The sequence below is a fragment of the Lactococcus fujiensis JCM 16395 genome (genome assembly GCF_002441655.1).
Classification (GTDB): Bacteria; Bacillota; Bacilli; order Lactobacillales; family Streptococcaceae; genus Lactococcus; species Lactococcus fujiensis.
In genome coordinates this window covers 24,599-43,928 of record NZ_JXJU01000007.1, presented here as the reverse complement: position 1 = coordinate 43,928, position 19,330 = coordinate 24,599, and the positions used below count along the sequence as shown (strand labels likewise).

20 protein-coding genes and 1 tRNA gene are annotated in these 19,330 nt (G+C 38.0%); 5 read left to right on the top strand and 16 right to left on the bottom strand.

The features are described from left to right. Positions 1–19 precede the first annotated feature (19 nt). Positions 20–466 (top strand): Hsp20/alpha crystallin family protein, encoded by a 447-nt coding sequence (locus tag RT41_RS06525; RefSeq protein ID WP_054639648.1) that lies wholly within the window; start codon positions 20–22, stop codon positions 464–466. A 66-nt stretch (positions 467–532) separates the two neighbouring features. Here the strand turns inward: RT41_RS06525 and gltX are convergent, their stop codons facing one another. The 3 genes from gltX to gad all read right to left on the bottom strand — a co-directional run bounded on the left by gltX (position 533) and on the right by gad (position 4,925). After that, positions 533–2,020, bottom strand: coding sequence for a glutamate--tRNA ligase (gene gltX / locus RT41_RS06520; protein WP_096818316.1), 1,488 nt, complete (start codon positions 2,018–2,020; stop codon positions 533–535). Between the two features lie 94 nt (positions 2,021–2,114). After that, positions 2,115–3,566 carry an APC family permease gene (locus RT41_RS06515; protein WP_096818314.1) on the bottom strand — a complete coding sequence of 484 codons (1,452 nt, stop codon included), beginning with the start codon at positions 3,564–3,566 and terminating at the stop codon, positions 2,115–2,117. Positions 3,567–3,569: 3 nt separating this feature from the next. Then, positions 3,570–4,925: a glutamate decarboxylase gene (gene gad / locus RT41_RS06510; protein WP_096818313.1), complete on the bottom strand. Its 1,356-nt coding sequence runs from the start codon at positions 4,923–4,925 to the stop codon at positions 3,570–3,572. Positions 4,926–5,219: 294 nt separating this feature from the next. Between gad and RT41_RS10345 the strand changes: the two genes are divergently transcribed. After that, on the top strand, positions 5,220–5,555 hold the full coding sequence (locus tag RT41_RS10345) for a helix-turn-helix domain-containing protein (protein WP_054639649.1): 336 nt from the start codon (positions 5,220–5,222) through the stop codon (positions 5,553–5,555). 52 nt (positions 5,556–5,607) lie between these two features. Here the strand turns inward: RT41_RS10345 and RT41_RS06500 are convergent, their stop codons facing one another. The 4 genes from RT41_RS06500 to RT41_RS06485 all read right to left on the bottom strand — a co-directional run bounded on the left by RT41_RS06500 (position 5,608) and on the right by RT41_RS06485 (position 7,824). After that, entirely contained in the window at positions 5,608–6,480 is an 873-nt protein-coding gene (locus tag RT41_RS06500) for an NAD(P)-dependent oxidoreductase (protein ID WP_054639650.1), read from the bottom strand. A 33-nt stretch (positions 6,481–6,513) separates the two neighbouring features. Then, positions 6,514–6,720, bottom strand: a complete 207-nt coding sequence (locus RT41_RS06495) for a hypothetical protein (RefSeq protein WP_096818310.1) — start codon at positions 6,718–6,720, stop codon at positions 6,514–6,516. A gap of 57 nt (positions 6,721–6,777) precedes the next feature. After that, a tRNA-Leu gene (locus tag RT41_RS06490) sits at positions 6,778–6,860 on the bottom strand. A gap of 100 nt (positions 6,861–6,960) precedes the next feature. After that, the gene (locus RT41_RS06485; RefSeq protein ID WP_096818308.1) at positions 6,961–7,824 is read right to left on the bottom strand and encodes an MIP/aquaporin family protein; all 864 of its coding nucleotides are present in this window, start codon (positions 7,822–7,824) and stop codon (positions 6,961–6,963) included. A gap of 198 nt (positions 7,825–8,022) precedes the next feature. On the opposite strand from RT41_RS06485, the gene RT41_RS06480 reads away from it, so the two are divergent. Together RT41_RS06480 and zwf are read left to right on the top strand one after the other, a co-directional pair. Next, entirely contained in the window at positions 8,023–8,202 is a 180-nt protein-coding gene (locus tag RT41_RS06480; protein ID WP_054639651.1) for a hypothetical protein, read from the top strand. A 72-nt stretch (positions 8,203–8,274) separates the two neighbouring features. Continuing rightward, entirely contained in the window at positions 8,275–9,783 is a 1,509-nt protein-coding gene (gene zwf / locus RT41_RS06475) for a glucose-6-phosphate dehydrogenase (RefSeq protein WP_054639652.1), read from the top strand. A gap of 207 nt (positions 9,784–9,990) precedes the next feature. On the opposite strand, the gene RT41_RS06470 is transcribed toward zwf, so the two are convergent. The 8 genes from RT41_RS06470 to mreC form a co-directional block, all read right to left on the bottom strand. Beyond that, the gene (locus tag RT41_RS06470) at positions 9,991–10,518 is read right to left on the bottom strand and encodes a YqeG family HAD IIIA-type phosphatase (RefSeq protein WP_054639653.1); all 528 of its coding nucleotides are present in this window, start codon (positions 10,516–10,518) and stop codon (positions 9,991–9,993) included. Positions 10,519–10,613: 95 nt separating this feature from the next. Continuing rightward, positions 10,614–11,744 carry a molecular chaperone DnaJ gene (gene dnaJ / locus RT41_RS06465; protein WP_096818307.1) on the bottom strand — a complete coding sequence of 377 codons (1,131 nt, stop codon included), beginning with the start codon at positions 11,742–11,744 and terminating at the stop codon, positions 10,614–10,616. Positions 11,745–11,844: 100 nt separating this feature from the next. Continuing rightward, positions 11,845–12,588, bottom strand: a complete 744-nt coding sequence (locus tag RT41_RS06460; RefSeq protein WP_054639654.1) for a class A sortase — start codon at positions 12,586–12,588, stop codon at positions 11,845–11,847. 85 nt (positions 12,589–12,673) lie between these two features. Beyond that, complete coding sequence (locus RT41_RS06455; RefSeq protein ID WP_096818304.1) at positions 12,674–13,945, bottom strand: carboxylate--amine ligase; 1,272 nt, start codon at positions 13,943–13,945, stop codon at positions 12,674–12,676. Between the two features lie 18 nt (positions 13,946–13,963). Then, a complete protein-coding gene (locus RT41_RS06450; protein WP_096818302.1) occupies positions 13,964–15,142 on the bottom strand; it encodes a peptidoglycan bridge formation glycyltransferase FemA/FemB family protein in 1,179 nt (392 codons plus the stop codon). 82 nt (positions 15,143–15,224) lie between these two features. Next, the gene (locus tag RT41_RS06445) at positions 15,225–16,565 is read right to left on the bottom strand and encodes a coiled-coil domain-containing protein (RefSeq protein WP_096818300.1); all 1,341 of its coding nucleotides are present in this window, start codon (positions 16,563–16,565) and stop codon (positions 15,225–15,227) included. A 95-nt stretch (positions 16,566–16,660) separates the two neighbouring features. Further along, positions 16,661–17,194 (bottom strand): rod shape-determining protein MreD, encoded by a 534-nt coding sequence (mreD, locus tag RT41_RS06440; RefSeq protein WP_096818298.1) that lies wholly within the window; start codon positions 17,192–17,194, stop codon positions 16,661–16,663. After that, positions 17,194–18,057, bottom strand: a complete 864-nt coding sequence (gene mreC, locus RT41_RS06435; protein ID WP_096818295.1) for a rod shape-determining protein MreC — start codon at positions 18,055–18,057, stop codon at positions 17,194–17,196. The genes mreD and mreC overlap by 1 nt, the downstream gene beginning before the upstream one ends. 191 nt (positions 18,058–18,248) lie before the next feature. Between mreC and RT41_RS06430 the strand changes: the two genes are divergently transcribed. After that, positions 18,249–18,701: an NUDIX hydrolase gene (locus RT41_RS06430; protein ID WP_054639662.1), complete on the top strand. Its 453-nt coding sequence runs from the start codon at positions 18,249–18,251 to the stop codon at positions 18,699–18,701. 31 nt (positions 18,702–18,732) lie between these two features. Here RT41_RS06430 and RT41_RS06425 read toward each other — a convergent pair whose 3' ends face one another. Further along, the gene (locus RT41_RS06425; protein ID WP_096818293.1) at positions 18,733–19,308 is read right to left on the bottom strand and encodes a histidine phosphatase family protein; all 576 of its coding nucleotides are present in this window, start codon (positions 19,306–19,308) and stop codon (positions 18,733–18,735) included. Positions 19,309–19,330 lie beyond the last annotated feature (22 nt).

The window sequence follows — 19,330 nt, the reverse complement described above, 5'->3', positions numbered from 1 at the left end:
TCATAGAGGAGGTATTACAATGTCAAACGAATTGATGAACAATCAAAACAACTGGATGGACTTCGGAGATGATTTCTTTAATCATTTTGGGCGTAACTTCTTTAAAACTGGCCTTGATTTTCCACTCTCTGCGCGTCAGACGACTATGAAAACAGATATTTCAGAATCTGAACAAGCCTACACAGTGAAAATTGATTTGCCAGGATTGAAGAAAGAAAACCTAAATATTGATTATGAGAATGGCATCTTGTCTGTCAGTGGCAAACAAGAGCAAGAAAGCGAAGCACGAAACGATGCTAATGAGGTCATTCATAGTGAACGCTATTATGGTTCTTACAGCCGCTCATACAGATTACCACAAGTTGATCGTGACAAAATTACAGCAAAATATGATGGTGGCGTACTCCAAATCGAGTTACCAAAGACTTCTGTCAGTGCTGACAAGAATCCGATTGAAATTCAATAATAAAAAAAAACCGTAGTTTATCTGCGGTTTTTTTGTCACTCCAAGCTTAAAGCAAATTATTAGTCCTTAACTCATCAAGATCGTTTGATCAAGTCGTTCAAGAGCTGGCTTCAAGCCCAACAAGACAGTGAATCGATCCAATTCAGGTCCATGCTCTTCACGACTCAAAGCGATGCGAAGAGGCATCCATAAATTTTTCCCATTAATATTTAGTGCTTTGGAAACTTCTTTAATTAATTGAACAATTTTTTCTTCAATAAATTCTGATTCAGTGAGCTGGGCGAGTTTGTCTCTGAAGCACTTAATCACTTGTTGAGCATCACTCGTTTCAACAAACTTTTTATTTTTTTCACTCAAATCAATCTGCTCAAAGAATATATTTGTTAATTCAATAATTTGTTCTCCATACTGAAGTTGTTGGTGAAATAGAGCAATAATTTTTTCAATTCTCGCCCTTTCTGATTCACTCGTTTCTGAAGATAATCGACCTGCCCTCTCCATAAATGGAAGACAAAGGTCAATAAATTCTTGTTCACTAAGCTTTTTGACATATTGTGAGTTAATCCAGTTTAATTTATTCTGATCAAAAGCTGCTGGTGCACTTGACATCCGTTTCTCATCAAATAATTTAATTAATTCTTCTCGAGTGAATAACTCTTCATTTCCCCCAGGATTCCAACCTAGCATTGAAATAAAATTAAATACAGCCTCTTTCAAAAAACCTTTAGAACGATAGTCTTCAATGAATTGAAGTGTATTTTTATCTCGTTTAGAAAGTTTTTTACCCGTTGCAGCATTCATAATTAAAGGCATATGTCCCATTTTAGGTACATCCCATCCAAATGCCTCATAAACCATGAGCTGTTTAGGTGTATTATTGACATGGTCGTCCCCCCTTAAAATGTGAGTGATATCCATTAAATGATCATCGATCACAACACAGAAATTATAGGTTGGATAGCCATCAGCTTTTTCAATGACCCAGTCCGCTGAATACATGTTTTTCCCTAAAAATGAAATTTTCCCTTTAACCATATCATCCCATTCATAAATATGGTCTTTATGTTCACGAATCCTAACGCATGATGGAATACCAGCTTTCTCTTTTTCAGATTGAACTTTACGAATTTCTTCTTCTGACATTCCCTCATACTCATATACATGGCGTGGTAAATGACCTGCTGCAGCTTGTACCTCTTTTTCTACATGCAATTCTTCCTCAGTCATATAAGATTTATAAGCCAGCCCCTTGTCAAGTAATTCTTGCACATATTTTTTATAGATTGGCAATCGTTCACTTTGGCGATAAGGAGCATAAATAATATTAGGTTCTTGTGGACTCTCGTCCCAATCAAGTCCTAGCCAAGCACAATTTTTCAGTTGAGAAGCTTCTCCTCCTTCAACTTCCCGAGCTTTATCCGTATCTTCAATGCGGATAACAAAATCCCCTCCATAATGACGAGCAAATAGATAATTAAATAAAGCCGTTCTTGCATTTCCGATATGGAGTAAGCCTGTTGGTGAAGGGGCATATCTCACGCGAATTTTTTTCATGTTAATTCCTCACTTATTTCAAATAAATTAATATCAAAGCTAGCTCGTCAAAGACGAACTACCTCGATACTACTCCTTTTTTATTTAGAAGCCGTTACTCTTTAGTGAACGTCTCATTTCCTTTTTGTGTATTCCATTCAGGTTTTTTGACAGTTGCAAATATCAAAGGCCAAACACCTAAAACGATGATAACCCCCAAAACAACGAATGGGTAAATGACAGCTGGAAAGGCTGCATTTGAAACTGGCACAAAAGACATAACTAACCCGAAGGTACAACCAATAATTCCTAGCCAACTTACAAAAAATAAAGCGGGTGCTTTGTAACCTTCAGTCAAGCCCTTTCCTTCACGCCGAAGTTTCATTGCTGCAAAGAACATAATGATATACATGATGACATAGAGTGCAGCCGCAAATCCTGTGATAGCAAGGAATACTGCAGATACAGAGCTTTTGAAAATAATATATAATGCTGCAAGTGCTGTTACAAAAATCCCTTGTGGAATCAAAATTCCTGATTGAACACCTTTTGAATTTTCTTTCTGAAACATTACAGGCAATAGCCCCGTACGGCCCGCATCCGCTACACCTCGAGAAGGTCCAGCCAACCAAGCAATAATTGAAGCTGTTGCACCAAGAACAACAGCAAGGGCAATAACGTTGGCAATAATCCCTGCACCAGGACCGAATATGGTGACAAAGATATTCTCAAAAGCAACCATAACACCAGTAGTTTGATAAGCACTTGTTACAGTCATCGCTGCAGGTGTTGTCATAGAAAGAACCAAGGTAGGCAATATAAAGATCCCCATTACGAGTACAAAAGTAATGACCATGACGCGCGAAAAGCTTTTTGGGTTATCCAAATTTTTAACGTGAATGGCATTAATTTCCATACCAGCAAAGGCCAAAACATTTGATACAACAAGCATCCATTGTGGACTTGTCATTCCAGAAACTTTTCCACTGGCGACGACATTGGCCTCATGTAACAAATCTGAATGCGTTAAGATTTCTGAAACTGGATGTCCTGTCATCAACCAAACTCCCCCCATGACAAACAACAAGAGTGCCGGTATAAGGGTCCCTATCAAGCCAAGCGTTGATGCAACTCTAGCGAAGAAATTACCACCTGACAAAGTAATAAATGTAGCCCCCCAATAGACAATCAGGATAACGGCACCAGTATAAACACCAGAATTGGATAGACTATCCATACCAATGAAATAAGCAAACGTCCCTGCGACCATGGCGAGCTGGGTTGGATACCAAACAACATTCTGAATCCACTGCAACCAGACTGCGAGAAATCCTAAGCGTTCACCATAAGCCTCTTTTACCCACTCAAAGACGCCACCTTTGAATTTTGTGCCCAATTCTGCGCCCACTAATGCGGTTGGAACGAAGAACATAATAGCTGGGATAAGCCACTGAGTAATAGATGACCAGCCTGCAGTAGCCATCGCTGGAAGTGAACGGAGTGAAGCAACAGCAACAGTAGTCATGATAGCTAACTGAGTGACTGTAATACGATTTTTATTTTCCATGTCTTATCCCTTTTGCTTTTCAAGAAACTCTACTTGTTTGCGAATATCAAGTAAAAGCTCATTGGCTAAGTCCATCGTTAGGCCTTCCCTAACAACAATACGTTGAACTGTAATCGAAGTTAGATCTTCTGGCATTGGATAAGCAGGTACCTGCCAACCTTTCATGCGAAGTCGATCCTCCAAATCAAACAATGTCCAATTACGCTGGACATCTTTTTTAAGCATCCATGCAAAAACAGGTGAGTCCGTTGGATTATTCCACAACTCAAATTCAGGCATTTTACCAATCTCATCAGCTAAATGTTGAGCAACTTCTCTCAGAGCAACTAGAATGTCTTTGTAGCCATTGAATCCTAGACGAAGGAAGTTATAATATTGGAGGAGAATTTGTGCCCCAGGTTTTGAGAAATTCAATGTAAAGGTTGGCATATCCCCACCGAGGTAGCTTACATGAAAGACGAGACTTTCAGGAAGTTGCGTTGCATCACGCCAAACTGTCCAAGCGACAGACTGATAAACCATTCCATATTTATGCCCAGAAGCATTAATTGACACCACTCGAGGGACACGAAAATCCCACTCTAACTCAGGGTATAGGAACGGTGTAACAAATCCTCCAGTCGCTGCGTCCACGTGAATCTTAATATCTAACCCTGTTTTATTTTGGATTTCATCTAATTTCTCAGAAATCATTTTGACTGGTTCATACATTCCTGTATAAGTGACTCCAAGAATAGCAACGACACCAATTGTGTTTTCGTCAACATAATCCTCAAGTTTGTAGCCATCAAGACACTTATGGTCAAGACTTATTGGAACACGGCGAATTTCAACATCAAAATAGTTAGCAAATTTTAACCAAACCACTTGTTCAGCAGCCGAGATAACAAGATTCGGTCTGTCAGCTGGCTTACCTTCAGCTTTTCTTTTTTCGGCCCATTTTCTCTTCAATGCCAATGCACCAAGCATACAAGCCTCAGAAGAACCTACTGCAGAACATCCGATCGTATGCTCTGGATCTTCACAATTCCACAAATCGGCGAGCATTTTCCAACACTTCATTTCAATTTTGGCAGTCTCAGGGTACTCATCTTTATCAATTGCATTTTTATCATACGACTCAGAATAAAGTCGATTGGCATAATCATCCATCCAAGTTGTACCAAACGTTGCAAGATTAAGTCTGGCGTTTCCATCGAGCATTGCAAAGTCATGCACAATATGATAAGCAGTATCTGGATTCATTGGCTCTTCTGGAAAAACGTTAAGTGGAGATCGTTTTTTCATGTCAAAACTGTTTCTTGAATAAAGTGGATGTATCGTTTGTTCTTCATCAAGTTTCTGTTTCTTTTCAAGCATTTAACTAATGCCTTCTTCCTACTAATTTATAATTTTAAAAGAATAAAAGGCATGAATTCTAAACAACCATCTTGTAATATCGTATACAAAGTTATACAATTGAAGTATAACAAAACAGCTATTCCTTCTTTTTGCTGGGGAGCATCTCAAGGGATAATTACTTAATAGGATATTATTGATAGCGCTACAAAATTCACAACCTTTATAATGTTATTATAATACAAATTTATACTCATATCAAGAATTTAGTAGCTGTTTTTATACTTATTTAATATAAAAAGGGAAATCTATGACATGACTGTATTTGAACGTATCAGTGAATTATCCAAAAAGCACGGGAAAAGTGTTAAAACGGTGGCTCTCGACTTGGGTTTTAGCGAGAATCTTTTTTATCGCTGGAAGGAAACACAGCCTAAAGCGAGTGATTTAGCTAAAGTGGCCGATTATTTTCACACGACATTAGATGATTTAATGGGAAGGGAAATCGTACCTTCCAACGAAAAAGATTTGTTGCAGCTCATTCAACATGCCCAAGTATTTGATGGCTACAATATTAACTCAAAGGACAAGGAGTTCATTCAATTATTTATACGAACGTATTTTGAAATGGAGAACGGCAACCAAATTTAATTGCGAAAAAAACCATAACTAAGCTATGGTTTTTTATATTCATATTTTTAGATTAACGTTTACCGTTTTGCCACCAAAGTTTAATCAGAGCTTGTGTTCCATCGTTCTCAAACCCTGCATCTGCAAGCCTGTCATAAAGTTCCTTTGCTTGAGCAGTCGCTGGTAGCTCAATGTCCATTTTTTTGGCTTCAGCCAGTGCAATTCCTAAATCTTTGATAAAATGTTTTACAAAGAATCCTGCCGAATAGTCTTCACGTAAAATTCTTGGCGCATAATTTGTCAGACTCCATGTGGCTGCAGATCCCCCACCGACAGTGTTCAAGACTTTTTCAACATCAAGCCCAGCTTTATCCGCATAAACCAATAATTCGGTCATTGCGGTCATTGTCCCAGCAATCGCAATTTGATTTGCCATTTTTGTATGCTGTCCATTGCCTGCTTTCCCTTGATATGCAATGGTCTTGCCCATGATTTCGAACAATGGTTCAACTTTTTCGTATACTGGTTCATCTCCACCAACCATGATAGTTAATGTCGCATTTTTGGCACCAATATCACCTCCGGAAACGGGGGCATCAAGACTGTCAGCACTGACGGATTTTGCCGCCTCATAAATTTCAATCGCAAGTGCCGGTTCAGATGTTGTCATGTCAATTAAAATTTTACCATCAATGTTGGCTTTAAACACACCATTATCACCAAAATAAATTTGACGAACATCTCTAGGGTATCCCACCATCGAGATAATTACTTCGGCATTTTCAGCTACTTTTTGTGGTTGATCACAATAGATTGCACCTCGAGTCACAAGTTGGTCTGTTTTTGATTTTGTACGGTTGTACACAAATAATTCATGACCTGCATCCAATAAATGACCTGCCATCGCGGCCCCCATTACACCTGTTCCAATAAAACCGATTTTCATTTCTTGACCTCCAAAGTATTTATTAATTTTTATTTAGCGTTCAACAATGTCACGTCGCTTGCGTCCCTCTTTGCGACGTAATTTTTTTATTTTTTCAAGGCGATAGACGTCCAATTTATAGGTTTTAATAAGTTTTTCAACTGCTACTCTTGATTGGCCTAACTCTTCAGCAATTGAGCCTAGTGAGCGTAAAGGATTTTCTTCAATTATTTTTTCAAGTTCTGCTTTTGATATTCTCATACTAACCTCTCTGAATAAAAAGCAACTAGTCGAGCTAGTTGCTTTTTATTTTTTCAATGGGGAAGAGGGGATTTGAACCCCCACACCCTAACGAGTACATGCACCTGAAGCATGCGCGTCTGCCATTCCGCCACTTCCCCGATGAACATAAAGCGGTATCCTGCCTAATGTCAGTCACTTCTCAGTTCTTCTATGATAACAGTTTCAGGGAAAATTTGCAAGAATTTTTAAAGCAGAATCTTACTTGAACATAAGTTTAAAGATTGTCGCAGCAAGGACCGCACCAATAATTGGAGCGACTACTGGTACCCAAGCATACCACCATTTTGAGTCAGCTTTTTCGTCGCCCAAAATTGAAGTTGGTAAGAACATATGTACCAAACGTGGACCGAGGTCGCGAGCTGGATTAAGTGCTGCACCAGTTGCTCCACCAAAAGTAATAACAAGTCCAACGAACAATAACCCAATTGCAAGTGCTCCAATCATTTTAGAAGCTGAAGCACCTGAAACAGACACCCAAATTTGACTAATCGTATCATTTGAAGTTATGCTTGCTCCTTGTTTTTGAGCGTAATCAGTAAACCATTTGACTGATTCTGCACCAAAGAAGTTTGTAGTAAATCCAAGAATACCAAAGACAAAGACAAAGGTCCCGATGAGTTCATTTACAAAACCATTAATCATTGCTTTACCACGTCCCATATCTTCAAGGGCATTAGTTGTAGCAAACGTACCAAATGTAATCGCAGCGTCATTAGTTTTAATGTAGTATTGGTTGTAAATTGCCACAACTAGCAATTGACCAACAATAGCACCAATCAATTGGGCCAAGATATATTGAGCGACATGAGCCCAAGGGAAATATCCAGCGGCAGCAAATCCGAGTGTAATTGCGGGGTTAATGTGTGCGCCAGAAATATTTGCGAAAACAAGAACAGGCATCAAAATACCAATTCCGTAGCCCCAGGCAATAGCCAAGCCCCCCATGCCGTTATTTTTTGAGCCTTTCAGCGTTACAGCAGCAATAGCACCATTACCAAGTAAAACAAGGAACATTGTTCCCAGTCCTTCAGCAAGGTACTTTATCATCCATGAAACTTCCATAATAAGTTCAGTATCCTTTCAAAATTAATAATACGTTTCGTAACTATCTTAACATATTCTTCTTAACTCAACCTAATGATTTAATTATTCTTTGAAAAATATCCTAATGGTGAGACTATTAAAAAAGGTTTGATCTCTATGCTATTAGCTTTTTTTGGTATAATGAGGGAAAGATATTTTTGACTGATGGAGGTTCACATGACTAAAGATGAATTTGAAATACGTCTCAGAAAAGAATTAAATTTGCCATTTTACAATGCTAAAATTGCTGATCGTGACTATTCTGAAATAGAATTTCAGGATTACAAAGCAAAACTACAAAAAGAGTACTTGGACTATGTGGATGACTACATCGACTATGCCGAAAATGATGTGTAAACTTGGTTGACAAGTCTGTAAATGTTGTTTACAGTTCACTCAAGTTTTAATTAGAAGGAAGAAGGAGAAAATATGACTGAGAGTCAAGCAGTATTATTCACGATTTTTGGAGCAACAGGAGACTTAGCAAAGCGTAAACTTTATCCTTCGCTCTTTCGCCTTTACAAAAAAGGAGAACTCGCTGATAATTTTGCAGTAATAGGAACTGCCCGTCGTGAATGGTCTGATGAATTTTATCGCGGTGTTATTTTAGATTCAATCAAAGATTTGATGCGTTCTAAAACCGAAGCTGAGGCATTCGCGAGTCATTTTTATTATCAGAGTCATGATGTAGGTGATGCATCTCATTATATTACGTTAAAAGAATTAGGCGAAAAGCTAAAGACACAATACAAAACATTAGGGAATCAAGTTTTCTTCTTGGCTATGGCTCCTCAATTTTTTGGAACCATTGCTGAACACCTTAAGTCTGAAGGTATTCTGACTGGCGAAGGTTTTGAACGTATCGTCATTGAAAAACCATTTGGAACAAGCTATGCGACTGCTAAAGCACTTAATGATAGTTTGGCCAAAGTATTTACCGAGGAACAAATTTTCCGGATTGACCATTATCTTGGCAAAGAAATGATCCAAGCTGTTTCTGCTGTTCGTTTCGCAAATCCAATTTTCGAGTCTTTATGGGATAATCAACACATTGATAATGTCCAAATTACATTTGCAGAATTTATTGGCGTTGAGGATCGCGGAGGTTATTATGAAACTTCGGGCGCTTTGAAAGATATGATTCAAAACCACGTTTTGCAAGTTTTAAGTTTGATTGCGATGGAAAAACCATCAAAATTTGATGAAGCTCATATTGTTGAACAAAAAGTAAAGGCACTCAAAGCAATTCGTCAATATTCACCGAGTGAGGCGTTGGAAAACTTCGTTCGTGGCCAATATATTTCAGGAAAATTCGATGGAGAAGCTTATAAGGCTTATCGTGAAGAAGATTCTGTCAGTCCTGACAGCCAAACAGAAACCTTTGCGGCTGGAAAATTCGTTATTGATAACGAACGTTGGGCTGGCGTCCCCTTCTATGTCCGTTCTGGTAAACGAATGACTGAAAAAGGAACACGCATTAATATTGTCTTTAAGAAATCTGAAGATAATTTGTTTGCGGGTTCATGCGATGAACCTGTTCAAAATGTTTTGACCATTTATATTCAACCCACTGAAGGATTTTCTTTATCTGTAAATGGTAAAGCAGCTGGACAAGGTTTTCATCTTGATCCGCTACGTTTGAGTTTCCGTCATGATTCCGAATTTTTGGGAAATTCACCTGAAGCCTATGAAAAATTATTCTTGGACGTTCTAAAAGGTGATGGAACTAATTTTAGTCACTGGGAAGAAGCCGCTCGTGCATGGGAATTAATTGATGTTGTTCGCAATGCGTGGGATGAACAAACAAGTGCTTTGCCAACTTATACAGCACGTTCAATGGGACCCAAGGAGGCTTTTGATTTACTTGCCCGTGATGGTCGTGAATGGACATGGCAACCTGATGTATGGTACCGTGATAGAGGTTATTTCGATAAATAAATATTCAAAACTCCTTGTCATTTCTGACAAGAGTTTTTCTAACTTTTCCCCAGAGTTTTACACAGTTTTCCACAATATTGTGGAAAGTGGGTCGTATTCTGTGGATAACTGTTAATAACTCAGGAAAAATCCCTTAAAATCAAGCTTAAAACTGTGAATTATCTTTATCCACAGTTTTTTCAAATAAAAAAGATTGGAAATCCAATCTTAAAGTTTTGTTTTCCACACAGGGTCACCATCGCGTGCTATAATTTTTTTCCAGGTCCGACGCTCCCGCCACCGATTAAATTTTGTGTTCCATGCGTCAGAGCTTACAAGAGGTTTGACCAAGATACTCCTGACGCCAGCACGATGAGCAGCACGAATATCTGTCATTAATTGGTCTCCAACCATGACAACCTCTTCTGGTTTTTCACCAAATTGTTTTAAGGCTTTATTAATCCCTAAGGCAAATGGTTTCATTGCTCGCCAAATATAATCAACACCAAACTTTTCCACAGCACGCGCCACGCGCTCGCGTTTATTATTAGAAACAACGATGACTTTTACATCATTTCGACGCATTTCTTCAAGCCAAGCAAGTAGTTCTGGTGTTCCATCAGGATTATTCCAGGCAATCAATGTATTATCTAAGTCAACCATGACTGCTTTGATACCCAAGTCCTTTAAACGCTCAGCATCTAACTGATAAACCGCCTCAATCATGTAATCTGGCTTATAATTATCTATTTTCATGTTTATAATTATATCAGAAAAATCAAGATATCAAAAATTCTCTTGTTCAATTAGGAAAGGGATTAGAAAAATCTGTCATTAATGACAGATTTTTTTTACTTAAATTTATCAAAGAAACCTTTTTTATTGTTTGATACATCAATACCGCTTGCTTTCGCGAAGTTTTGCAATGCTTCTTTTTGTGCAGCATTCATATTCTTAGGCGTTGTAATGTTAATCACGACATATTGGTCGCCATTTCCATTTCCACGAAGTTTAGGGGCTCCTTTCCCTTTGAGTCGGAAGTTTGCACCAGTTTGAGTTCCTGCAGGAATCTTCAATTTGACATTGCCATGTACTGTTGGCACTTCGATTTCATCACCAAGTGCTGCTTGCACGAATTCAAGAGGCATTTGATAATAAATTTCTGCGCCATCACGTTCAAATTTGTCAGAAGGTGAAACGACGAAGCGGACATAGAGGTCTCCATAAGGGCCTCCGTTGACACCAGCATCACCTTGACCTTGCAATCGCATTTGTTGGCCTGATTCAACACCAGCAGGTACTTTGACTTTGACAGTGTGTGCTACTTTTTCATGACCAGTTCCGCGACATGTGCTACATGGATCCTTGATTTCTTTACCCGTTCCATGACAAACATCACAAGTTTGAGTAGATTGCATCCGACCAAGGGGGGTATCACGAATGACATTCACTTGACCGCGTCCGTTACATTTACGACATGTTTCAGCATGTGTCCCTGGTTTCGCGCCAGTTCCAGCACAGGTATGACAGAGTTCTTCACGGTTATACTTGATTTCTTGCTCAACTCCAAAAATTGCTTCTTCAAATTTCAGGTTAATCTTAAATTGAAGATCATCCCCTTGGCGAGGCGCATTTGGATTAACTTGAGCACCGCCACCGCCAAAGAAACTTGAGAAAATATCTTCGAAACCGCCAAAGCCACCTGCTCCGCCGCCACCAAAGCCCGAGAAGCCTCCGCCTGCTCCACCACCGAATCCGGCATTAGCTCCAGCCGAACCGTATTGGTCGTAAGCAGCTCGTTTTTGGTCATCAGAAAGTGTTTCGTAAGCCTCTTGTACGTCTTTGTACTTTTGTTCAGCATCCGCTTCTTTATTCAAATCGGGGTGATACTTCTTTGACATTTTACGGTAAGCTTTTTTAATTTCGTCTTGGTTAGCATTTTTATCCACACCTAGACGTTCATAATATTCTGTATTATCCATTTTTAATCCTTTTATAACATTTTATCAATAGCACTATTTTATCATTTTTTCTCAAATTAAGCAAAAAAATTAGCACTCTTTTTATTAGAGTGCTAATTTTTTAACTTTTTGGCTTATAAAAGACGTTATATGAAAGTTCGAATGATTTTAAAATATCATTTGGAGCTCCATTAAAGGCAATTTTTTTCGTCAAGTCCCCTTGAACAATAATCCGATCATCTGACCCGCGCGTCTCACATGTTACCAGAGTAATCATATTTCGGTTTGCGACATCGTCAATAACCTCAATGTGGCTACGATTCATAACGCGAACACTTGTAATTTTATACTCATAAATGTTCGCTTTATCGGTAATGTAAATCATCATTCCATTCTTAGCATGTTGCAGTGGAGTAAAGAGGTTTCCCTGATTAATGCCTGCAAAACCACTCGAAGTATGGCTTGCAAGAGCATAGTTGCCAGCACCCATGACTTGGTCAGCTTTCATTGTCCCTGCTCCGTACATCAAAGAAATATTATTGACCCCACGGAAAATAGGGAGATTGACACTCAATTCGGGAATCGCTATGCCACCGATAACAGGCAAGGGTTGATTATCCATTTGAGCAGCAAGAACCGCTTGGATACTCAATGGTTCAACACTGTTCATATCAAAAGTAACTTTTTTTTCAGTATTTTTTTCGATCTGTTGACGCGTTACATTTGAAATATGATAGCGATTGGAGTTTTGATTAATAATGAAATCTCTAATTGGCGCATTGAAAATAAGGGCCAGCCCTGACAAGAATAACAAGGCAATAACAAGATTAATCGGCCACCGGCGCTTTTTTTTCGCTTTGTTCATTTTCGTCTCTTTTCTTTTTTATCAGTATATCAAAAGTTTCTTAAAGTACAAAATGTAACCCATCAAAAATTAGCGCACTGACAAATTAGAAGCCTGATTTCGTTAATTTTGGATAATAAGTATTGAATTTTTTAACTTGTTTTAACATTGATAAATACTGATAAATTGTCCGTTTAAGACTCTTATCATTTTTATTTAACGTCGGATTGATAACTTTTCCTAATTTGTAAAGATTTTTAATTTCTTGACGAAGTTTTGGGTCATCAATGTAACGTAAAAGGAGAAACTTAGGAATAATTGTGTAGAGCACTTTATCTGACGTAATCATACGTTGTAGTGGCTGGCGTTCAATAAGATCTGAGACCAAATATTTCATCGGATTAGCACCCGCTCCAGCAACATAGTAATGGTTGCGTCCAATTCGCGGATTGACTTCAAAGAAGTAAAATTCGCCCGTTTCTGAATCACATTTGACATCAAAATTAGCAAAACCAAAATATTTATATCCTTGATTTTTTAATTCAGCGAAAAAGCGTTGGACCTGTTCAAATAAAAATGGATAAGAGGTTGTCACCATTGAGCAAGGAATACCAAGTGTAGCTGGTTGATGTTCTTGTAACAAGACATGGGCAGAACTCAATAAGGTCACATCACCTTTAGAGTCAACGTAGGTCGTAATTGAAAACAGACTCGTTTCAGCACCCTGAACAAATTTTTGAACGATAAACTTATCTTCAAACCCTGCATCGTGTAAGTCATGCCACAACTTCAGCAATTGATTTTGATTTTCAAGAACATAAACTTTTTTAAATCCATGATTGAGTCGTAACAAATCATAAGCTGAACTGTTTGCAGGTTTTGCAATCAAAGGGTAAACAAAATCGTTTGAAGGAACTTGTGCATCCAAATCAGATTTAGCTAATTCTGAAAAATTAACATAAAAACTACCAGGAACCTTCATTCCAACTGAAGTCGCTAACTCATCAAAAGATTCCTTGTCCGCCACTTTAGCAATAGCATCGACTTCCGGAACAGGGACAAGATAAAATTCTTCTAATTTAGCTCTATTTTCAGCAAGCAATACAATCAAATTATCCGAATTTGCGAGTAAAAATAGTTTACGATTAGGATTCTCTGCCTTTAATTTTTTTCCCAAAACAAGTAATTCGTCAATTGTTTTTTCGTCCGTCGAAGTGTCTGCTTGGTAGGGAGTGATAATTTGTGAATCAATCAAAACAGTCGCTGAAAATCGACTAAACATGATTGGTTTAATACCATATTCATCATTTAATTCGCGCGCAAAAGCGTAAGCACTGATGTCAGAGCCTACTACTACGGCTTGAAATTTGTCATTCATTTCTTTCCTCTTTCAAGATCAAACTCTCGTTTTACGCATCATATATAATTTATTGATAATCGGATACAGGAATGAGTTGACTGGAATGTCAAATTCACCCACATACTCCTCAATTTTTGGATTGAAATTCTTTTTAAATTTCAATAGACCATCTGTTTCAAGAAGAGAGTTTTCAAGTCCACCCATATTCACTGTTTCTGCACCGCGATCAAACATATATTGAATAGATTCAAACCAAGCTAAATAAGCGGTGTAATATTTCTGGTAAGCAGTGTCAGTCCCAGCATACAAATGTTCTGTATGAGTACCAAAATTGACTGTCAATGCTGATGATACTGGAATCAAGTTCCCATTTTTACTTACTAATTCAGAAAGGTCGGAAAGGTCTTTTTGTGCTTTGCTCAATGCATTTTCAAGCTGCTTAATTTTCTTCTCATTCGTTGTTTCTTTCGTATCCCAAGCTGTTTGTGCTTTTTCCGTTGCCTTTTGAGCATCATCTAACAATGCTTTCAAGTCCAAATAGACAATCGTTATATTTGCATCATCCTGGTAAGTATCAACCAATTTTTCAAAATATTCACGATTACGTAAACTTATTCCTTTACGATCTTCCGTTTTTTGAATGATTTTTGCAAAATCATCAAGCAATTCATCTCGACCAAATTTAACAATCGTATGTGAATTGCGTGCCTTTCTTAATGCCTGACGAGTTTTTTTATTAAATTCATCCTCTATAAAATCTTCTTTGTAAACCACTGCGTTAAAACGAGGCTGAATAGTGTCATGCATCTCAGTAGTCAAGCCCATCCATTTGCTGCCGAAACGGTTAAGTTTTTGAATAATTTGATGGCTCTCTTCATTATTTTCAAGAGCTGGATCAAATTTAATGAAAACGGCTCTTTGTTTTTTTCCATATTTCTTCAATTCAGAAAAAACATACTTCAAAAGTCCATCATTACTATAATCAATAACTATCCCGCGAGGAATATAAAGCATAGTAAAGCCAAGTGGTAAAGGTCGAATCAAAATTGATACACTTGCTACTAACTGACCGTCGTCAAAAAAACCGATGATTTCTGAATTCCAATTATCTTTAATGTTATGCCATTTTGCCGATTGTAACAGGTGGCTCAATGGATTTGATACAATATAACCATCATGAAGCGCCGGCTCTAAGCCAATTTTTGTCGTATACATGTCTCCAATTATAGCAAAAAGCAGTCTAAAATTAAAGCCTCCCTCATTAGAAGGGAGACTTTATTGATTTATTGACTAAATGTTATTTTCCACCAGAAACAAATGTTGCAGGTGTACTTGCGCTAACGTGATAAGAATCAACACCAGCTGTAGAACCGCTATAGATTTGGTATGAACCATCTGAATAAACAGCAGTTACAACAGCAACGTGACCATAAGGTGAAGCTGTGGTGAAACCACCACCGCCTACAAATTGGATGTAAGTTCCACCAGGGAATGATACGATTGCCCCTGCGTGTTTACTTGTTCCAGGTAAGCTATATGCCCAGTCAGCACCATTTCCCAAAGATGATGGGAGATAAGTTTTGTAAACGTCACGGAAATAATTCCAAACGTACCAAGTACAATTTTGATAAGCATAGTTATTAGAACTAGCAGTTCCACCCATGAAGCTTACGTATCCATTTCCTGTATTAGTGCTTCCACCACCAGTAGAGCCGGTACTTCCACCGTTATTTGAGCTAGAACTTCCACCATTGTTTGATGAACTTGAGCCACCATTATTAGAAGAAGATCCAGAATTTGAATTTCCACTATTTGATGATGATGATGAACCCGAATTACTGTTACTTGATGAGCCTGAATTGCTTGATGAACTATTTGAATTAACTGTTGTAGATTGTGCTTGAGCAGTTTTTTGTTGTGCTTGGTAAGCAGCTTGTGCTTCAGCAGCTTTCTTAGCAGCAGCTTCGGCGGTCGCTTTCTCAGCGAGTAAAGCTGACTTCTTGCCTTCAGCAGTTGTAATTGTCAACTGATAATTTATAGTAGCAACTTTAAGTTGAGCTTGTTGGTCTGACAATTCTTTAGCTTGTGCGGCCAAATCATTGTTCAGTTTATCATACATCCCAACATTTTTTTGCATTTCAACTAATTTAGATTGAAGAGATTTTTCTTCATCTTGTTGTTGTTGCAACATTTGTTGACTAGCACCAGAAACTGTAGCCATTGCTACAACTTTTTGAATGGCATCTGTTAAAGATTTAGAATCCAAAACTGTTGTAATGCTGTTAGTAGCTGAGCTATTAACTTGTGCACTACGTGCTTGGGCTTCAATTGCTACAGAGCGTTCTTTAATGCTTTCACGCAAAGAAGCGATTTGTTTGCTTAGTTGTTCAGCTTGTTTGACAGTCTCGTCAAGTTGAGCCTGTGCTTTAGCTTGTTTTGACTTTAAGCTGTCAACTGATGATTGAAGGCTCGACATTTTAGATTGTGCATCAGCTTTGGCGCTTTGTGCACTCGAAATCGTTTTGTCTTGTTGAGCGATTTTAGAATCAGTCGTGTCAGCACTAACAGTAGTTAGTGAAGCCGCAGTTGATAAAAGTACTGTTGACAGTAGTAAAGTTGAAATAATCCTTTTTTTCATAGATAAATTTTTTAATTATCCTCCCTGTTAGGTTCGGTGATTGATACAAGTATAACATTCTAATTTGGCCGTTATGTTACAAGTTGGTTACAGTATCATTTTAAATTATAACGAGGATGACTTTTTCTTAATTTGTAAAAATACTCCAACGGGAACTGCAAGGCGACTGCTAAAAAAACATTTAGCAACAATGTAGGCGCCAATTGGTAGACAATAAAATTAAAAAAGTTAAGGTCTGAAAAGCCAAAAGCAGCCATTATGACGGCCGATGACACTTCAAAAATTGTCACGATAATGATTATTGTAAAGAGCCTTGTCCAACGATTAGTAAAAACGGTGCTCTGTATATTATATACGAAAAGTGCAATTAATGGGAACAATAAGGTTGCCACCCCAAAAATTCCCAAGAAATAACTGTCATAAATTAGCCCCAGAAATAACGCTACAATGACCATATAGCTGTGTCGATGTTGTGTTACTGAGTAGACTAAAAAAATCAGGAATAAGTGACATGCTGGCGTTAATGTTCCACCACTCAAATTTTGAGTAATAATTGTGACTTGACCATCCAAAAGCATCATGAAGAAGAGGAGGATCGGAGTAAAAAACTGAAAAGTAAAACGACTCATCAATTTCCTCCAATCAATTGCTTAACCACAAAGACAAAACGAATATCGTAAAGATTGCTTGCAGGCTTGATGTAAATCTGACGATCAAGTCCATCATTTGAATCCTTTTCCCCAATTACAGTTCCGACAAGCAAGTCACGAACTGAACCAACACCGCCTCCGAGTCCACTCGTAAAGACTTGGCTTCCTTTGGTGAATTTAGTAGTTGTCGTTACTTGGGTGACAACATAAGCGTTTTGTGTTGAATCATAACTGGATAAAATTCCATATGAAGGTGAAGTTTTAGACCCCAAATAAACTGGGATTTTATTTTCAATTCCCTTCGTAGATGTCAAAAGGGATACTTTAGCTGTTGATTTATTGACTTGGCTTATACGACCAATGATACCGCCATTTGCCATGACCGGCATATTGATCTGCAAACCGTCTTTTGAACCACTGTCAATAACAAGCGTATCGTCCCATGATGCCGGATTACGAGTGATGACATTTGACGATACCCTATCGTAATCAGTCAATGTTTCTTGTAATTTAAGAGCCGTTTTTAATTCTTTATTTTCAGATTCCGCACTGGCTAATTTGTTTTTTTCCGCAGTTAAATCAGTCAATTGTTTTTTGAGATTCTCATTTTGTTTATATGTGTTGATTAAATTTGACAAGACATTAGCTTTATCTTGAACAAAATGAATCGGTGCTGCAATAACTTGGTCAACAAAACCAGTGCCATCATTGATTGTTTGCGTCATCGCCGCAGGATTTTGGTCTGACTTGAAATTTTTTGCAGAGACAAAAATTGCTGATATAGCAGCAATGACAATAATCAATGCAATAATAATTAATTTACTCAGGTTGAATTTTTTCAATGTTGAAGTCCCTCTCGAACAGAGCAATTTGCTCTCACTAGTACTTTATTTTATCAAATTTCGGCGGTTTTTGATAGAATAGTGATGAATAAATTTTTTGTAAGCGGTTGTCGTTCATTAAGAGCAACTGTTAACGAGGTTTTATTAAAGAACATTCTGATGAAGAATTTGATAGAGAACGGAGAGATATAATGAGCGATATTCCATATTTTGGTGAAAAAGTTGAAGGCGTTCCATATGTAGAACGTGTTGGCGTTTACGGCATCGTCTCTCGTATGGATAAAACAGAAATTTGTATTATTCAAGCTCCAAATGGTTCTTTTTTCTTACCAGGCGGAGGCATTGAAGCTGGTGAAAATCAACACGAAGCTTTAAAACGTGAATTAATTGAAGAACTTGGGGTCCATGCAGCAGTTGGTAAGTATTATGGGCAAGCGGACGAGTATTTTTATAGTTCACACCGTGATACCTATTACCACAATCCAGCTTATATATATGAAACCGTGGATCCAAAATTTGACCAAGCGCCACTAGAGGACTTCAACAACATCTTCTGGTTCGACATCGATACAGCGATTGCCAAACTTAAACGAGGCAGTCACAAATGGGGTGTTAAACAATGGAAAGCTGATTTAAACATCTAAAAAGCCTATCCGTATGGACAGGCTTTTTATTTTACAATGTTTTAATTAGTTCTTCAAAACTAAATTGACCTGTGGAATCGTCATAAATAAAATGTAATAAATCAAGATTGTGAAGCCCCTGAAAATTAACTTTTTCATGCTCTGTTTTTTCGTGTAAAAAATACCACATTGCCGCACCATGACTTAAACAAAATACGTTTTGATGGTCATCTTTTTTCATCAGAGTTGACAAAGCATTGTCCATCCTATCTGCGACCTGGAAACGCGTTTCACCGCCAAAATCAGAGAAAAAGGTTGCCTTACCATTTGTGCTTTGTGGCTCAAGATACTGTTGATGGCCTTCGAACACTCCAAAATTGGCTTCTTTTAATCCTTTCAAGCGAGCATAGTCCACATCAGGAAAAACAAGCTCAAGCGTGTCAGATGCTCTTTCTTGCGTTGAGCTATAAAAATGATCAAAAGCCACTGGAAAATTTTTCATAAATTGGCCTGCAGTTTGAGCATCAGAAATTCCTTTTTTAGTCAGTGGGGAATCACTCCATCCTTGCGTTCTCCCTTGAATATTAAATAATGTTTCGCCATGTCGCATCAAAAATAAATGTTTCATATTGTTTCACCTCGTAAAGTAA

Coding starts and splice junctions, on each gene's coding strand:
- RT41_RS06425 (WP_096818293.1), bottom strand. CDS start 19,308: ATGAAACATTTATTTTTGATGCGACATGGCGAAACATTATTTAATATT.
- zwf (WP_054639652.1), top strand. CDS start 8,275: ATGACTGAGAGTCAAGCAGTATTATTCACGATTTTTGGAGCAACAGGA.
- RT41_RS06515 (WP_096818314.1), bottom strand. CDS start 3,566: ATGGAAAATAAAAATCGTATTACAGTCACTCAGTTAGCTATCATGACT.
- RT41_RS06460 (WP_054639654.1), bottom strand. CDS start 12,588: ATGAACAAAGCGAAAAAAAAGCGCCGGTGGCCGATTAATCTTGTTATT.
- RT41_RS06485 (WP_096818308.1), bottom strand. CDS start 7,824: ATGGAAGTTTCATGGATGATAAAGTACCTTGCTGAAGGACTGGGAACA.
- RT41_RS06430 (WP_054639662.1), top strand. CDS start 18,249: ATGAGCGATATTCCATATTTTGGTGAAAAAGTTGAAGGCGTTCCATAT.
- mreD (WP_096818298.1), bottom strand. CDS start 17,194: ATGAGTCGTTTTACTTTTCAGTTTTTTACTCCGATCCTCCTCTTCTTC.
- RT41_RS06455 (WP_096818304.1), bottom strand. CDS start 13,945: ATGAATGACAAATTTCAAGCCGTAGTAGTAGGCTCTGACATCAGTGCT.
- RT41_RS06500 (WP_054639650.1), bottom strand. CDS start 6,480: ATGAAAATCGGTTTTATTGGAACAGGTGTAATGGGGGCCGCGATGGCA.
- RT41_RS10345 (WP_054639649.1), top strand. CDS start 5,220: ATGACTGTATTTGAACGTATCAGTGAATTATCCAAAAAGCACGGGAAA.
- RT41_RS06450 (WP_096818302.1), bottom strand. CDS start 15,142: ATGTATACGACAAAAATTGGCTTAGAGCCGGCGCTTCATGATGGTTAT.
- gad (WP_096818313.1), bottom strand. CDS start 4,925: ATGCTTGAAAAGAAACAGAAACTTGATGAAGAACAAACGATACATCCA.
- RT41_RS06480 (WP_054639651.1), top strand. CDS start 8,023: ATGACTAAAGATGAATTTGAAATACGTCTCAGAAAAGAATTAAATTTG.
- RT41_RS06445 (WP_096818300.1), bottom strand. CDS start 16,565: ATGAAAAAAAGGATTATTTCAACTTTACTACTGTCAACAGTACTTTTA.
- dnaJ (WP_096818307.1), bottom strand. CDS start 11,744: ATGGATAATACAGAATATTATGAACGTCTAGGTGTGGATAAAAATGCT.
- gltX (WP_096818316.1), bottom strand. CDS start 2,020: ATGAAAAAAATTCGCGTGAGATATGCCCCTTCACCAACAGGCTTACTC.
- RT41_RS06470 (WP_054639653.1), bottom strand. CDS start 10,518: ATGAAAATAGATAATTATAAGCCAGATTACATGATTGAGGCGGTTTAT.
- RT41_RS06495 (WP_096818310.1), bottom strand. CDS start 6,720: ATGAGAATATCAAAAGCAGAACTTGAAAAAATAATTGAAGAAAATCCT.
- RT41_RS06525 (WP_054639648.1), top strand. CDS start 20: ATGTCAAACGAATTGATGAACAATCAAAACAACTGGATGGACTTCGGA.